Raw genomic sequence first — 15424 nt, forward strand, 5'->3', positions numbered from 1 at the left:
TCTTACGGCACTGTTTCGATCCCCGCGCCGGCTGCGTCCTTGAACCTGGCATCAATGAGCACCACGTTCCGGCCCGCCCGGTCCAATAGGCTGGCCGCAATACTTGCGCGGTAACCCGTGGCGCAATGCACCCAGGTCCTCGCCACCGGCAGCTCTGGGATCCTCCCGGGCAGCTCATACACGGGCACGTTAAGCGCTCCACCCACGTGCGATGCTTCGAATTCCTCCGGCCTTCGAACGTCCAATACGACATCGTGGGGTGCCCGTTCTTTGGCCAGGAGGCTCCAGTTACCGTGGGGGTAGGAGGTTCGCTGAGAGTCAGGCGCCAAAGCGCCCGGTTCAGGCCCGACGGCGGCATCCGGACTTTCGATGCCGATCCTCGCCAGATCACGGATCGCCTGTTCCACCTCGTCCCCCGGCCCCAGTAAAGTGAGCGGCTGGTTCCACGGGATCACCCAGCCGATGTAGCTGGTGAAGTTGTCCCCGCGACCGTATTCGAAGCTCAAACTGCCCTGAAGATGGTTGTCCGCGAAGGCCACCCGATGCCTGAGGTCTACTACCCACTCCCCTGCCTTGAGGCGCCGCCCAAGCTCTTCGGCATCCACCGACTCGGGTACATCCAATGACGCAGGCCCTACCCCGGCAGCATTGAGTGGGCTCATGTGGGCGTAATAGGACGGGTAGGCCGTGATGTTCGCCAACAGCTCTGCAACGAAGTGGTCCTCATTGGCGTCCGTCAGCGCGTGGTTGGAAGCTGCTTGCTCGGAGATGGTGGACGCTTCCTGGTGGCTGGCGGGCCCTATCGAACAAAACGAGCCGAAGCCGTGTGTCGGGTACAACGCCGCGTCGGGGCTGGCTTGGGAGGCCAGCCGCCGGACCGATGCGTACTGCTCATGCGTCAACGCAGCGGTGTCGTGGGGCGAGACCAGGTCCGTCCGTCCAACTGAACCGTAGAGCAGGCTGCCGCCGGAAAAAACGGCCTCCGTGCCGCCGTCGTGCGTTTCATCCCGCACCACGTACGAAAGGTGCGTGTGGGTGTGTCCCGGGGTCGCCACAACCCGCACCAACAACCGGCCGATGCGCAGAACCTGGCCGTCGCTGACAGGGACTCGGGCGAAAGAGACGTGGTCCTCGGCGTTTACCAGGTAGTCAGCGCCGTGTTTCAAAGCCAGTACCAAACCGCCGGTGACGTAGTCATTGTGGAGGTGTGTTTCGGCCACATGCGTGATCCGCACGCCCGCAGCTGTGGCGGCGGCCTCCACCCGGTCAATGTCCCGTTGGGGGTCGATCACCAACGCCACGGTGCCATCATGCACCAGGTAGCTCCGGTCCCCCAGCTGGGGTGTCTCGATGACCACGACGTCCATACCCCACCATAAAACAACGCGGGGTCACTTAGGGCCCATCCGGAAGCCCCGGACCGGCACTAAGTGACCCCGCGTTGTAGTTAAACTTCGGCCGTTACGCCGTCGCGGGAGATGTTGACCATGTCCTCGCGCGGCACAACCTTGATGCGCTCACGCTTGACCTCAACACCGTGCGAACCGCCGGCTTCGGTAGCCGCGGCGCCGAGGGCTAGCTCGTGCGCGTCGAGCGCAAGCCAGCCTTCCCAGCTGGTGAACTTCACGCCGCGGGCGTCGAGCAGATCCACGACGGCGTCTGCCGCAGGAACCTCGGCGACCGGCAGGTTTTCGCGGTCCTCCAGCAAGTAGGTCACGGTTTCCAGGGCATCGCCCTTGGTGTGGCCGATGAGGCCAACCGGACCGCGCTTGATCCAACCCGTAGCGTAAAGGCCAGGGACGTGCTGGCCGTCGGCATCCAGGACACGACCGCCGTCGTTCGTAATCACGCCCTTCTTGTGGTCGAACTCGACGTCCGGCAGGGCCGAACCGAAGTAGCCGATGGCACGGTAGACGGCCTGGACGGGGTAGTCGATGAACTCGCCGGTGCCGCGGGCGTTACCCGTGCCGTCCAGCTCGGTGCGCTCGAACTTAATACCGGCAACCTTGCCCGGAGTTTCGGTGGAGTCAACAATCTCAACCGGGCTGTGCAGGAAGTGCAGGTGCAGGCGACGGGACGCCGTGAGCTCGGAAAGATCCTCGGGCTGCTCGGCGATCCAGTTGGTGAGTGTGCCAACCATGGTCTTGATCTGGTTGTTGCTCTGGATCTGGCGGTCGGATTCTTCGTCGAATTCGAAGTCCTCGGCGTAGAGGATGATGTCCACGTCCTTGGAGTGCGAGAGTTCGCGCAGTTCCAGAGGGGTGAACTTCACCTGTGCAGGACCGCGGCGGCCGAAGACGTGCACGTCGGTGACGGGGGAGGCCTTCAGGCCGGCGTAGACGTTGTCCGGGATTTCGGTGACCAGCAGGTCGTCGGCGTGCTTGGACAGGACACGGGCTACGTCCAAGGCCACGTTGCCGTTGCCCAGGACGGCGATTTCCTTGGCTTCCAGCGGCCATTCCCGGGGAACGTCCGGGTGTCCGTCGAACCAGGACACGAAGTCGGCCCCGCCGAAGGAGCCCTGGAGTTCGATGCCCGGAATGTTCAGGTCGGCGTCCTTGATGGCGCCGGTGGCGAAGATGATGGCGTCGTAGTGCTTGCGGAGGTCCTCGATGGAGATGTCCGTGCCGTAGTCCACGTTGCCGAAGAAACGGATGTCGCCGCGGTCAAGCACCTTGTGCAAAGCGTTGACGATGCCCTTGATGCGGGGGTGGTCCGGTGCAACGCCGTAGCGGATCAGGCCGTACGGTGCCGGGTAGCGGTCAAAGAGGTCGATGCTGACGGTGAGTTCGCCGCTCTTGACAGCTTCGCTCTTGGTCAGGATGTCCGCTGCGTACACGCCGGCCGGGCCGGAACCGATGACGGCGACGCGAAGCGGACGGTCCGCAGAACCTACGGGGGTGCTAATTGACACGGCTGTGTTCCTTCTTTTTCTCAGTTACTGCGGACGCGGGGACGGTTGGGGGTGATGGTGCTGTAGTCAGCGGTCTTGAAATGCTGCGGTGCAAAGGGGCTGACACGGACGACATCGCCGATCACGATGACTGCCGGGCTGGCCACGCCAACGGCTTCCGCCTGGTCCGCGATGGTACCCAAGGTGCCGATGGTGACGCGCTGATCCGGCAAATACCCGTTCTCTACGATACCTACTGGTGTGTCCAAAGGCAGACCCGAGCCTGCCAGGGCAGCCGCGGAATCGCGCAATTGAGCCACTCCCATGAGCAACACCACAGTGTGGTCCGGGCGTGCGGGGACTTCGGACAGCTCTTCATGGCCGGTCACCACGCTGAAGCCCTTGGCCAGTCCGCGGTGCGTGACAGGAATGCCCGCTGCGGCCGGGACCGAGATGGCCGACGTCACGCCGGACACCACTTCAACCTCGACGCCGTTCTGCCGGCAGAATTCTGCTTCCTCACCACCGCGGCCCAGGACATAGGGATCGCCGCCTTTAAGACGGACCACGCGGTTGCCCTTAAGGGCTTCCTCAACGAGGATCCGGTTGATCTCAAGCTGCGGGACGGGATGGTGGCCGGGCGTCTTGCCAACTTCAATCACACGGACATCCGGAGCCAGTTCTTTCAGCAGCTCGCGCGGGCCGAGACGGTCGGCAACCACGACATCTGCTTGGCCCAGGAGGCGCCGACCGCGGACTGTGATGAGGCCGGAGTCGCCGGGACCGCCGCCCACCAAGGCGACGGAGCCAACTGGAGCCGTGCCGGAGGCGTCCGGTTTGCGGTGGCGGCGCAGCGGAAGGTCACCTGTTTCCAGGGCAGTGGCAACGGCATTTCGAAGAGCCATGGCGCGGCGCGGATCTCCCCCGGCGTTGATGGCGATCTTGACGTCGTCCACCACGGCTACGGCGGGGGTCCATGCTGCTGAGGCTTCGTGGTCGGAGGCGTTGACGCACCAGATGCGCTGCGCTTCGGCGTCGGACGCTACTTGGGTGTCCACAGCGGAAGTGCCAGTGGCCGTCTGGACGAACCAGACGCCGTCGAGGTCTGACGTTACGTACTCGCGCTGCTCCAAGGTGAGCAGCCCTGAAGCGGCCAGGCCGTGAAGGTTTTCGGTGGCAACGGGGCCGACGACGGTGACTTTCGCACCGGCGTCGAGCAGTCCCTTGGCTCTGCGCTCAGCCACGGGTCCGCCGCCCACCACCAGCACCGGGCGCCCGAGCAGCCGCAGCGCGGTGGGGTAAATGTCCTGTATTGCCATGAAAAAACTGTAGGGCGGGCTCGTAATATGCTTCAAAGGCTCGGAAACACCCGGTAACGCTGGGTAATCCGGCGTCACATATCTACCGGCCTAGTTCGGGGAAACCCTGTCTTTCAGCGTCAGGTAGTGGGCCCGCTGCTCCTTGCCGAGGTGCTCGATCGCGTAACGAAGCGTGGTCCGCGGCATGGTGGCGGCGTGCTCGTCGAGGAAAGCCAGAAGACGCTCGCGGCTGCTCCGGCCTGCGTCACGAATCCACCCGCCCACGGCTTTCTGGATCAGGTCCTCCGGGTCGTGAAGCAGGACCTCGGCGATGGCGAACGTGTCATCCAGCTGGCCTTCGCGGATGAACGCGGACGTCGCTACGATTGCTGTCCTGCGCTCCCACATGTTCTCCGAGCGAGCCAGTTGGTACAGCGGGTCACGAGGCTTGTCCATCAGCCAGCCACCCACCACGCGTCCTGCCCCAAGATCCACCAAGTCCCAGTTATTGATCCGGTCATGCTTCCGCAAGTAGAGCTCGTAGAGGCGTTGGCGACGCTCTTCGGTGGTCTTCTTTTTCTGGGCTTGGAGCGACATGATCTTCACGGCTCCTGCGCGGGCCTCGTGGATGTCCTGCTCCAGAAGCTGCTCGATGTCCTCCATTGACATGGCTGCGAACTCTTTGCTCAACGTGAAAACCTCACCCATGCGCACGCCCATGAAGAAGTCACCCTCGGCATAGTCGCCCTTGCCGGTCTTGAAGTACCGCTGGTATTTAGCTTGCTCCACGTCCGACTGACGGATTTTCAGGCGCTGCAAAAATGCGACGGCGGTGGGCTGCGTTCCCGGCGCGGGCGCGGCAGGCTTGCGGGCCTTTCCGTCTTTGGGCGCCTTACCGTCCTTGGGAGCCTTACCGTCTTTGGGGGTCATGACTCCATCATGCGCCTAAAAGACCGACCAGCCAGTGCGGGTGGTGAATTCGTCCAGTGCCGCTACTCCCGCAACCGAATTCCCGGACCTTCCCAGGCCCGGACTCCACACGCTGATGGAGCACTTGTTGGGAACCACGGCAACGATTCCACCGCCCACCCCGCTCTTGCCCGGCAGACCCACCCGGTAAGCGAACTCGCCCGCGGCGTCGTAGGTTCCGCAGGTCAGCATGACGGCATTGATGCGCTTGGTCTGGGCTGGAGACAGCAGCAGGTTTCCGTCCACGCCCAGACCATTCGAGGCAAGGAAACGGGTGGCGAGCGCCAAGTCCTCGCAGGTCATGGCGAGCGCGCATTGCTTTGCGTAGGAGTCCAGGACATCCTCGACAGGATTCTCCAGGTTTCCGCAGCTCGCAAGGAAGTGCGCCAAGGAAGCGTTGCGGTGGCTATTGGCCAGTTCCGAGCCGGCAACACGCTGATCGGTGTCGATGCTTTCCTTGGTGGTTTCCTGCCGCATCAGGTCCCGCACGGCGTGCGCTGCGTTGCCGGTCAGGCTCAGGAGCCGGTCCGTCACCACAATCGCACCGGCGTTGATGAAGGGGTTGCGGGGAATGCCTTCCTCGCTCTCCAGCTGAACCAACGAGTTGAACGGATTGCCCGATGGTTCGCGGAAGACCCTCTTCCAGATGTGGTCGCCGTCGGAAGCCAGCACAAGGGCGAGAGCGAACACCTTGGAGATGCTTTGAATGGAGAACTCCACGTGCGCATCACCCGCCGAGAAGACTTCACCGTCGCGGGTAACTACCGAGATCCCGAATTGATACGGGTCAACAGCACCGAGTTGCGGAATGTAGTCAGCCACATTTCCTTGGCCGATATGCGGTTGAACTGCTCCGACGATGTCGTCGAGGAGGTTTTGAATGTCCACAGTTCTAGCCTTTGGTCCCTGCATAGGTCCAGAGCCTGATCTGAAGGTGTGCCAGCAGGCGTTCATCCGCGGATTGCAGGTCCAGGCCAGCCACTTCGCAGGCACGGCGAAGCCTGTAATGAACAGTGTTTCGGTGGACAGCCATTTCCTCGGCGCACCGGTTCACGTCACCGAAGAACTCCAGGTAGGTCAGGAGGGTCAGCGCGAATTCCGGATAGCGGCTGCAAAGCCGGGTGATACCCGCATGACGCAAACCGGTCCGTGATTCCAACAGTTCCAGCAGTTCCCGGGTCAGGACGGTGGTCTCAACGTCGCTGTACGAGGCAACGCGAACATCGGGGGTTGATTCCATGACTTTCAGGACGCTGCGCACATGGTCAAGAGTGGCTTGCAGTGCGTCCAGGCGTGGAACGATGGGGCCTACTGCTGCCTGCACTTGGAAGTGGAGGTGGGTGGTGGCATCACGGACAATCGTGTTGACCAGCCGATTGATGGCGGGCAGCGATTTCTGCGGGTCCAGGTCCGGGAGAATGATGGCGGTCTCCATGCCAAGCGCACCCACCACCGCGCCTGGCCGGTAAGCCGCGGCATGAATCGAGGCCACTTTGGAGAGTTCGCCCCTGCGCAGCTGGAGACCGGCTGCGCTTTGGCTGAGGCCCCCTGCAGAAATCAGAACCAAAGCCGCTGGTTTGGAAGGATCGATTCCAGCAGCTTGGGCTTGGGAATGAACTTGTGCCGTGCCGCTGAGCAGGCTGGATACCCGGTCCTCCCGCATCGATTGCGACTGCTCGTTGCGGTGCCGTACCAGCTCAATGGCTGCGTGCCGGGCGGCGCCCACCATGATGCGGTCAGTGTTTTCCGCCAGGGGTTCTGCGCCTTCCTGCAACCAGATGTATCCCATGACCCGGCTGCCGGCGTGAATGCCGATTGCGACGCGTTCCCGAAGCCCGGCCTCCAGGTTGGCCTCCACATGAACGGGTGCTTCAGTGGCTTGCAGATGCTTGTAAACTCCTGATTCCTTCAAGAGTTTCTGGTATTTCTCAGGGCCACGCCGCGCCAGGATGGACAGCCTTCGAAGCTCATCAACGTCATTGGACGCAGGCGAGTAGGCAAGCACCCTGTTGCCCGGATCTTCGATCACCACGTGGCCGTTGGTCAGCGTGGCTGTAGTTTGCGCGATCGCAAACAGGTCCCGGTGGACGGCGTTTGGGGATTCCCCCGGCACATCGTTTTCGCGGATCCGGTCCAGTGCGATGCTTTCGAATTTGTCCCAGCGGAGTCCGGGAGCCACGGCCACCAGGCCAATACCCGTTGCCTGGAGCAACTCAGCAGCGGCCTCCAGCTCGCGCTCACTGCCCTTGACTGCTATCGCGGTGGGGCGGCCGGCAATGATGCGACGAAGTGCGGGGAGGGCGGCACGTCCACGGACACCAATCAGCATGACCAGCACCCGGGGGCGGATCTCATCGTCGTCTTCAGCGTCGACAATGACTGTTTCACTGACAGTTCTGTTGTCACTTGCAGGGGCCAGCACCAACCGGGCGTTGTCGACGCCAAGGTCTTCCAGGACGTCGCTCAATAAGGTGACGACACCGTCGTCGTCAATGTCCAAAGCGTTCAACGAAGCTATCGCTTCCTTTCCTCATCAGTGTCTTCGGCAAGACGCTTCCTCGCCATTGAGGGGCGCAGCCGGTACCTGTACGCAGGCACGCACAGCGAGAAACATTACCGGCCCTTCAGAACACCAGTGTTGTCCGCCCGGCACAAGAGCCGGCCCTGGAATTTGGTTCGCCAGCCAATTTGTCGGCGACGGCGGCGACCTAGAGTTGGTGACTGTCCCAAACACCACAAAGCCTGTCTGCATCTGGGCCAAATTCAGATACATCAAGCCGGCAGGCCACCCCCACGTTTTGGAGTATTGAGCCACCTAAGGTGGCAACGGAGTCAAAGGAGACCCCCGAAGTGATACCCACCCCTGCGTCCACACACACCCTTTCCGCCCCCAAAGATTCCCCGAAAGACATAGCCGCGGCGCCGTCGTCGAACGCTGTAGCCCCGGAGGAAAGCGGCTACCGCAAAACCCTCAAGCCCCGGCAAATTCAGATGATCGCCATTGGCGGTGCGATCGGAACCGGGCTCTTCATGGGCGCCGGAGGCCGGCTCAACGGGTCCGGGCCCGCGCTGGTGCTCGTTTATGCCGTCTGCGGATTCTTCGCATTCCTGATCCTCCGGGCGCTGGGCGAACTGGTGCTGTACCGCCCCACGTCCGGCTCATTCGTTTCCTACGCCCGGGAGTTCTACGGCGAAAAGATGGCCTACGCGGCGGGCTGGCTCTACTTCCTGAACTGGGCCATGACCTCCATTGTGGACGTCACCGCCGTTGCCCTCTACGTGAAGTTCTGGGGCCAATATTGGGCGCCCATCAATGACATCCCGCAGTGGTTGATCGCGTTGATCGCTCTGGTAGTGGTGCTCTCCTTGAACCTGGTGTCCGTGAAGATCTTCGGCGAGATGGAGTTCTGGTTCGCCATGATCAAGGTGGGCGCCCTGGTCGCGTTCCTCGTGGTGGGCATCTGCTTCATTGTTTTCGGCGGCCGGACGGACGTTGGCGTTCCGGGCTTCAACGTCATCGCCGACAACGGTGGCATGTTTCCCATGGGCGCCGTGGCGCCGCTCTTGGCCATCAGCGGCGTGGTGTTCGCCTACGCTGCTGTGGAGCTGGTGGGCACTGCAGCCGGAGAAACCGCCGAACCCCACAAGGTGATGCCCAAGGCCGTGAACACCGTAGTAATCCGCATCGGGGTGTTCTACGTGGGCTCCGTCCTGCTGCTCTCGCTCCTGCTTCCCTTCACGTCCTACAAGGCCGGCGAGTCCCCCTTTGTCACCTTCTTCTCGCACCTCGGCGATCCGCAGGCCGGAGCCATCTCCGCCTCCGTGATGAACTTCGTGGTCCTCACCGCCGCGCTCTCCAGCCTCAACGCCGGCCTCTATTCCACTGGCCGCATCCTCCGGTCCATGGCTGTGAATGGCTCGGCTCCGCAATTCACCGGACGGATCAGCGCGTCCGGAGTGCCCTACGGTGGCATCCTCCTGACAGCGGTCATCACCCTGGTGGGCGTTGGATTGAACGCCGTTGTCCCCTCGCAGGTCTTTGAGATCGTGCTGGAAATCTCGGCGGTGGGCATCATCGGCGGCTGGGCCACCATCATGCTCTGCCACATCAAGCTCCAGCGGTGGGTCCGCAGCGGCAAGGTGGTCCGCCCGGCCTTCCGGCTGTTCGGAGCACCCTTTACCTCCTACCTCACGCTTGGGTTCCTCGCCTTTGTGGTCGTAACCATGGGCTTCTCGGAAACGGGCCGCTGGGTTCTCGCGTCATTGCTGGTGCTGGTGCCGCTCCTGATCGCGGGCTGGTATGCGTATCGCGGCCGCATCCGCACAGCGCTGACGTCTTAGACCCTTCCCAGTTCGAAAGTGAAACACATGAGCAACCCTTCCCCGTCCCTCAAAATCGGCACGCCCAGCAGGGCTTGGCGGTCCCGAGCCGATGCATGGGAATTCCTGGGGTACGCGCTCAGGCAGCTTGCCTCAGCCAGGCACCAGGAGCCCGGCCTGTTGTCCCAGATCCACCGAAGCCTTGCCCTCCTGGCGGCGGTGGAACCGTATTGGGCAGAGCCCGGAGTCAACGCCGTGGCGCAGTTGCGCCAATTAATCGACGACGGCGAACCCCAGGCCGCGCTCCAGCTTCTGGGCGGTTTGTCCCACCTCCCGCTCGCCTCTGCCGGGGAAACAGCTGCGGTGCCGCGCGCTGAGCTCCCGGACGAGGAAGTTGTTGACCAGTCCGAGCCGGCGGAGCGGCCACGCTTTGAGGTCCTGGTGGTGGATACCATTGAGCCCGAAGAAGCCGAGGCGCTCAAGAACACCATGGCTGCGCAGCGCCGCCCTTCGGATGCGTTCACGTACACGGTCAACGTGGTTCCCAGCTATGAGGATGCCTTGGTGGCCATCATGCTGAACCCCGATATCCAGTCCGTTGTTCTTCGCCCGGGCTTCTCCCTCCGCAGCTCCCACCTGTTGGGCAGCGACCTCCGGAGGTTCCTGGCCCGGCATACCTCCGCAGACTTGCAGGACTCGCGACCCATCAGACGGATCCTTGCGCTGGCCGATGCAATTTCCGGGCTGCGGCCGGAGCTGGACGTCTACTTGGTGGCAGGGGTTTCCATCGAGTCCCTGGCGGGATCCCTCACCAGGAAGTTCCGGCGGATTTTCCGGCGACAGGATCATTTGGACCTGCATCTGTCACTGCTGTCCGGGGTGGCTGAACGCTACGAAACGCCGTTCTTCACCGCTCTGCAGGACTACAGCCGCCGCCCGGCCAGCGTCTTCCACGCCCTGCCGATTTCCCGGGGCGCGTCGGTGGGGACTTCACCGTGGATCCGGGACATGGCCGATTTCTATGGGACAAACCTGCTGCTGGCCGAAACCTCCGCCACCTCGGGCGGTCTGGACTCTTTGCTGGATCCGCATGGGTCCATCAAACGCGCACAGGAACTCGCGGCCCGGGCCTTCGGGGCGCAACGAACCTACTTTGTCACCAACGGCACGTCCACGGCCAACAAAATTGTGCATCAATCGCTGCTTGCCCCGGGCGATGTGGTGCTGGTGGACCGGAACTGCCACAAATCGCACCACTACGCGTTCGTGCTCGCGGGCGCCCGGGTTTCGTACCTGGACGCCTATCCCTTGGACAAGTACGCCTTTTATGGTGCTGTCCCCCTGGCCAGCCTCAAACGCAGGCTGCTGGAATACCGGCGGGCAGGCAGGCTTCACGAGGTGAAAATGGTGACCCTCACCAACTGCACCTTTGACGGCGTTGTGTACGACGTCGAAAGGGTCATGGAGGAATGCCTGGCCATCAAACCGGATCTCGTCTTCCTGTGGGATGAGGCGTGGTTTGCCTTCGCCCGCTCCCATCCGGTGTACCGACGTCGAACCGGCATGGCGGCAGCAGCCGCCCTGGAAGCTTCCTTCAGCGATCCCGCCTACGCAGCCCGCTACGCGGAGCAGGCAGCCGCCCTTCATGACCCGGTCACCGGCGAACCCATTGATGACGAAACCTGGCTCACCACCAGGCTGATTCCGGATCCTGCCAAGGCACGTTTGCGGGTCTACGCAACGCAGTCGACCCACAAAACGTTGACCTCGCTGCGGCAGGGTTCAATGATCCACGTGTTTGACCAGGACTTTGCCGGCTCCAACCGGGAATCCTTCCGCGAGGCGTACATGACCCACACGTCCACCTCGCCCAACTACCAGATTCTGGCGTCCTTGGACATTGGCAGACGACAGGTGGAACTGGAAGGTTTCGGCCTGGTGCAACGGCAATCCGACCTTGCCGTGTCCGTGGCCCAAGCCGTAGCCCGGCACCCCCTGCTGAAGAAGTACTTCCGGGTGCTTTCCTCGCGGGACCTCATCGGTCCGCGCTACAGGGAAACCGGCTCCAGCATGCCGCTGCGGGATGGGCTGTCGGAGCTGGAGGAGGCATGGCAGCGGGACGAGTTCGTCATCGATCCAAGCCGCCTGACGCTGGACATCAGCAAGACAGGGATCGACGGCGATACTTTCCGCCACAGCTACCTCATGGATGATCACGGCATCCAAGTGAACAAAACGTCCCGGAACACGGTGCTGTTCATGACCAACATCGGCACGTCCCGCAGCTCCGTAGCGTACCTGATCGAGGTCCTCGTCAAGCTGGCCGAGGGTTTTGAGAATCCACATCCTTCGGCGCGGGCTCGGACGTTACCTGCCTCATCCGATGCCCCGCATCCCACTCCCCCGCTCCCGGACTTCAGCACCTTCGCCGCGCGCTTTCGTACGAATGGTTCCTGCGAGGACGGAGACATCCGGGCGGCCTACTTTGAGAGTTACAAGCTCGATACCACGGTGTACCTGTCCGCGGCCCAAGTGGCTGCGGCGGTGGCCGAAGGACAGGAAGTAATCTCGGCAGGGTTCGTTACGCCGTATCCGCCCGGGTTCCCCATCCTTGTCCCTGGGCAGGTGATCACGCGGGAGACCCTCGAATTCATGGCTGCTTTGGATACCCGGGAAATCCACGGATTCGATCACGAACGGGGGTACCGGGTATTCGTGGAGCCTGCTTCGTTTTCAGCTGCCGGGCTGTTGGCCGTGGCGTCCTAGGCTTTCGCGTTCCAACCGAAAGCAGGGGCGACGTGCTTGGCGACGTTGCCCAGCAGCTTGGCGTTGTAGTCGACGCCTAGCTGGTTGGGCACTGTGAGCAGGACCGTGTCGGCTGCTTGCACGGCTGCGTCCTTCGCCAGTTCGTCCGCTAATTGATCCGGCTCGCCGATGTAGCTTTTCCCGAAACGGGACAACGCGCCGTCGAGAATTCCTACCTGGTCCTGGCTGTCCGCTTGGGCACGCAGACCGAAATAGTGGTTGTCTTGGCTGTCGACGATCGGAATCACGCTTCGGCTGACGGAGATCCTTGGCTCGAAGTCGTGCCCGGCGGCGGCCCAAGCTTCGCGGAAAAGGCTGATCTGCTCGGCCTGCAGTTCATCGAAAGGAACACCGGTGTCCTCGGTAAGGAGGGTGGAACTCATGAGGTTCATCCCCTGCTCTGCGGCCCAGACAGCGGTCTTCCGGGTTCCCGCACCCCACCAGATCCGCTGAGGAAGGCCCGGTGACTGAGGCTGGATGGGAAGCAGACCTGTGGCCCCGCCAGCGTACTGCGGGTCCGCTTCGGCCACGCCGTGCCCGGCGATTGCCTTCCGGAACAGAGCAGTGTGGCGGCGGGCCATGTCGCCGCCGTCCTCGCCGTCTCCGGGAACGTAGCCGAAGTTCGCTGCACCGTTCCGCGCGGGTTCGGGTGAACCACGGCTCACGCCGAGTTGCAGCCTGCCGTCACTGATGAGGTCTGTGGCTGCTGCCTCCTCAGCCATGTAGAGCGGGTTTTCGTAGCGCATGTCGATGACGCCGGTGCCCATCTCGATCCGGCTGGTCCGCGCCGCAATAGCACTCAGCAGTGGAAAGGGCGATGCTTGCTGCCGGGCGAAGTGGTGCACCCGGAAGAAGGCTCCGTCGATGCCCAGTTCCTCAGCGGCCACAGCGAGTTCAATGCCCTGTTTCAGGGCCTCCCCAGCCGTTGACACGAGGGAACCCGGGACGCGGGCCCAGTGACCGAAGGAGAGGAAACCGATCCGTTTGTTGTGCATGTTCGGGACAACTCTTCACGGTGCCGGGAAATTCCACCGGCACCGTGCCCGCTCAGGGTCCATAGTCCGTCACTTCCCGTTACCTGTGCAAATAGATCCGCAGGATTAGGTAGAGTAGGCGTCGGGGATGCTTTATCTATTCGATGGAGTTTTTATGGATTTCGATGCTCATGCTGCTGATCGCCTGATCGGTGCATGTCGAGACGCCGCGCGTACGTTGCAGGATCAACGAGGCGGACGGGAATCGGCCTCGACTGCTGCTCTCACGGAATTTCGGGGCGTGTTCGCAGACTGCTTCCGGGAAAACGTTGCCTCTGAAAGGGCGGCCCGGTCCGAGCTGGTCCATATGTTGGAAGATGTTGCCCGTCAGGTCCAGGACGCGAAGAACGCGGCCGAGGTTGAGCAGCGTCGCTTGGATGACGTGACCGAGTGGGCGCTGGCCTCCGGCTGGGCCCGTGCTGGCGGCGGTTTCGGGGTGGATGTAGGGCCCCGCCCGTCGACGGCGGAGACTGACCGTCCGGTGGTGAGCGTGGAGACGGCCCGGCAAGGGTTGCGTGTCTGGGCGAGCGGAAGAACTGCTGGGGCGAGTTCCGCTGATCCGGACACCTTGGACTCGGCAGCGTCGACCTTCAGGATCCACGACGACTCAGACCGAGCTTCGGCTGACAAAGTCAGTGCAGCTGTGTCCGATTTCGAGGAGAAGTGCTCCTGGGTGCACTCTGACCTCCACGCTGTCCGTGGCGGGCTACGACGGTTCCTCGAAGACAACCATCAGGACGCGAGCCGGCTTTCCGACATCGCGTCGACGTTCCGCGCTGCCGGCGGCAGCGGGGACGTTGGCCAGATAACGGTATCGAACGGCCTTCTTGTGCTTGCCACGGCACCGATGTCGTTGTCGGGCGCGGCGCTGCTGAGCTACTTGTCCAGTGCCACCGAGGCGGACGTGAAGGCGTTGGCCACAATGCCTGGATGGAAGCAGGCCCTGCAAGGCATCGAGCCATCGAAAATCGGGACTTGGTGGGCGGGCATGAACCCTCCGGCCGGCACCGCCACGGCCGTGGCTGGGTTCTCGCGGGTGCAAGAGCTGCTGCTGACTGCGGCTCCGGCCGTGTTCGGCGCTTTGGACGGAATGCCCGCACTGGCCAGGGTCCGGGCCCACCAGTTGAATGTGCCAAGCCTGCTCCGCGCGGCGGAGAACGACCTGGAATCAGCACGGAAGTTGTCCGAGTTCGGGCAAAGCCACCACGACCCTAACCGAACAAAAATGCTGGAAAATGAAGTGGCGTACCTGAAACGGGTGGAAGCCGGGGACGTACAGCTTTACCTTTATGACCGGGACCGGTCCAGGATTGTGGAAATGATCGGCACTCCGGGCTCCGACACACGGCATGTGATCACCTACGTTCCGGGCACCTTCACCGGGATGGACATCTTTTACACAGGCGGGGTACAGCAGGTCTCGAAGTACCTCGGTGGCGCCGTGCCGGGGACGGTGGCTTTCGTCTATAAGGATGGACGGTTCCCCGGGGAGGAGAACACCGCCGGCGGTCCCAACCTGGCGAGAATCGGGGAGGCGAACGATGAGAACCTGGCGCGCACGTCCGGCCAGCAACTGGCATCGTTCGAGGCCGGGATGCGCACTGATCCCTACCTGAACGGTGCCGAACAAACCGGCATCGGGCACAGCTGGGGCCTGGCAAACCTCACCAGCTCCGAAGTCGCCGGAACCCGATACGACAAGGTGGTCTCTCTTGCTGGGGCAGGCATGCTCCCGGACTGGAAACCACAGCCAACTACGGAATATTCGAACCTATATTACTATGATCTGCTCATCCATGGCCAGGGAGTCACCAACCCCGTCACGAAAAAAGGGGTGGTGTGGGAAGGAAACAATCCGATTCATCGCGAAGAGTTTGAACAGCACTACTACCGCGGCCCCCACGACGACCAACTTAGGGCAATCACCACTGTCGAAGAAGGGAACATCCTCATGGAAAACCACAACCTCATTGCCTCCGACAGCAAAGACAACAAGAAAGCGCTCAAAGACATGCTTGGAATTGTGACTCGATGATTGGGCGACGCGGCACCATGGCGTTGTTACTGACGGGCCTCATGGGGCTTACGGGTTGCGCTGGAACCCC

The 15424-nt window shown here is 62.6% G+C and carries 10 protein-coding genes; 3 read left to right on the forward strand and 7 right to left on the reverse strand.

Annotated features, from left to right (window positions below):
- Positions 1 to 2 precede the first annotated feature (2 nt).
- The 6 genes from NEK97_RS15180 to NEK97_RS15205 form a co-directional block, all read right to left on the reverse strand.
- A complete protein-coding gene (locus tag NEK97_RS15180; RefSeq protein ID WP_257370633.1) occupies positions 3 to 1367 on the reverse strand; it encodes a rhodanese-like domain-containing protein in 1365 nt (454 codons plus the stop codon).
- Between the two features lie 80 nt (positions 1368 to 1447).
- Positions 1448 to 2914 carry an FAD-dependent oxidoreductase gene (locus tag NEK97_RS15185; protein WP_257370634.1) on the reverse strand — a complete coding sequence of 489 codons (1467 nt, stop codon included), beginning with the start codon at positions 2912 to 2914 and terminating at the stop codon, positions 1448 to 1450.
- A 20-nt stretch (positions 2915 to 2934) separates the two neighbouring features.
- Positions 2935 to 4212 (reverse strand): uroporphyrinogen-III C-methyltransferase, encoded by a 1278-nt coding sequence (cobA, locus tag NEK97_RS15190; protein WP_257370635.1) that lies wholly within the window; start codon positions 4210 to 4212, stop codon positions 2935 to 2937.
- Between the two features lie 90 nt (positions 4213 to 4302).
- Entirely contained in the window at positions 4303 to 5121 is an 819-nt protein-coding gene (locus NEK97_RS15195) for a DNA alkylation repair protein (protein ID WP_257370636.1), read from the reverse strand.
- A gap of 15 nt (positions 5122 to 5136) precedes the next feature.
- The gene (locus NEK97_RS15200; protein ID WP_257370637.1) at positions 5137 to 6048 is read right to left on the reverse strand and encodes a glutaminase; all 912 of its coding nucleotides are present in this window, start codon (positions 6046 to 6048) and stop codon (positions 5137 to 5139) included.
- A 4-nt stretch (positions 6049 to 6052) separates the two neighbouring features.
- Entirely contained in the window at positions 6053 to 7669 is a 1617-nt protein-coding gene (locus NEK97_RS15205) for a CdaR family transcriptional regulator (protein WP_257370638.1), read from the reverse strand.
- Positions 7670 to 8010: 341 nt separating this feature from the next.
- Between NEK97_RS15205 and NEK97_RS15210 the strand changes: the two genes are divergently transcribed.
- Together NEK97_RS15210 and NEK97_RS15215 are read left to right on the forward strand one after the other, a co-directional pair.
- Positions 8011 to 9501 carry an amino acid permease gene (locus tag NEK97_RS15210; RefSeq protein WP_374111538.1) on the forward strand — a complete coding sequence of 497 codons (1491 nt, stop codon included), beginning with the start codon at positions 8011 to 8013 and terminating at the stop codon, positions 9499 to 9501.
- Positions 9502 to 9528: 27 nt separating this feature from the next.
- Positions 9529 to 12246, forward strand: a complete 2718-nt coding sequence (locus NEK97_RS15215) for an aminotransferase class I/II-fold pyridoxal phosphate-dependent enzyme (protein WP_257370639.1) — start codon at positions 9529 to 9531, stop codon at positions 12244 to 12246.
- On the opposite strand, the gene NEK97_RS15220 is transcribed toward NEK97_RS15215, so the two are convergent.
- Positions 12243 to 13280, reverse strand: coding sequence for an LLM class flavin-dependent oxidoreductase (locus tag NEK97_RS15220; protein ID WP_257370640.1), 1038 nt, complete (start codon positions 13278 to 13280; stop codon positions 12243 to 12245). The two genes, NEK97_RS15215 and NEK97_RS15220, sit on opposite strands and share 4 nt — an antisense overlap.
- A gap of 154 nt (positions 13281 to 13434) precedes the next feature.
- On the opposite strand from NEK97_RS15220, the gene NEK97_RS15225 reads away from it, so the two are divergent.
- Complete coding sequence (locus tag NEK97_RS15225) at positions 13435 to 15354, forward strand: hypothetical protein (RefSeq protein WP_257370641.1); 1920 nt, start codon at positions 13435 to 13437, stop codon at positions 15352 to 15354.
- The last annotated feature ends 70 nt before the right edge of the window (positions 15355 to 15424 follow it).

It is taken from the genome of Paenarthrobacter sp. UW852, from assembly GCF_024608385.1.
Taxonomy (GTDB): Bacteria; Actinomycetota; Actinomycetes; order Actinomycetales; family Micrococcaceae; genus Arthrobacter.

Excerpts from the sequence above, each read along its gene's own strand:
- NEK97_RS15225 (WP_257370641.1), top strand. The coding sequence starts at position 13,435 with ATGGATTTCGATGCTCATGCTGCTGATCGCCTGATCGGTGCATGTCGA.
- NEK97_RS15195 (WP_257370636.1), bottom strand. The coding sequence starts at position 5,121 with ATGACCCCCAAAGACGGTAAGGCTCCCAAGGACGGTAAGGCGCCCAAA.
- NEK97_RS15220 (WP_257370640.1), bottom strand. The coding sequence starts at position 13,280 with ATGCACAACAAACGGATCGGTTTCCTCTCCTTCGGTCACTGGGCCCGC.
- NEK97_RS15215 (WP_257370639.1), top strand. The coding sequence starts at position 9,529 with ATGAGCAACCCTTCCCCGTCCCTCAAAATCGGCACGCCCAGCAGGGCT.
- cobA (WP_257370635.1), bottom strand. The coding sequence starts at position 4,212 with ATGGCAATACAGGACATTTACCCCACCGCGCTGCGGCTGCTCGGGCGC.
- NEK97_RS15180 (WP_257370633.1), bottom strand. The coding sequence starts at position 1,367 with ATGGACGTCGTGGTCATCGAGACACCCCAGCTGGGGGACCGGAGCTAC.